A 528-nucleotide genomic window follows, 5' to 3' on the forward strand; every position below is an offset into this window, starting at 1 on the left:
CAGCCGGGCGAGGAGGGCGTGCTCGACGAGGGTGATCAGCGCGGACTTGGCGCTGTCGCGGCGTCGGGCGTCGGTGGTGATGATCGGCGTGTCCGGGCCGAGCTGCAGGGCCTCGCGGACCTCGTCGGGAGTGTGCGGCTGGTGCCCGTCGAAGCCGTTGAGGGCGATGACGAACGGCAGGCCGCTGTTCTCGAAGTAGTCGATCGCGGGGAAGCAGTCGGCGAGGCGGCGGGTGTCGACCAGGACGATGGCGCCGATGGCGCCGCGGACCAGGTCGTCCCACATGAACCAGAAGCGGTCCTGCCCGGGGGTGCCGAAGAGGTAGAGGATCAGGTCCTCGTCGAGGGTGATGCGGCCGAAGTCCATGGCCACCGTGGTGGTGGTCTTGCCCGCCGTGTGGGTGAGGTCGTCGATCCCCGCGGACGCGGAGGTCATGACGGCCTCGGTGCGCAGCGGGTTGATCTCCGAGACCGCGCCGACGAGGGTGGTCTTGCCGACACCGAAGCCGCCCGCGACGACGATCTTCGC

General features: G+C 70.1%; 1 protein-coding gene. It reads right to left on the reverse strand.

What is annotated here, in order from left to right:
- Positions 1–528: ATP/GTP-binding protein (locus LO771_RS30070; protein WP_230748333.1), on the reverse strand; the 528-nt coding region annotated here is incomplete at both ends.

Origin of the sequence: Streptacidiphilus sp. ASG 303 (genome assembly GCF_020991365.1) — a bacterium.
In the GTDB taxonomy this organism is placed as follows: Bacteria; Actinomycetota; Actinomycetes; order Streptomycetales; family Streptomycetaceae; genus Peterkaempfera.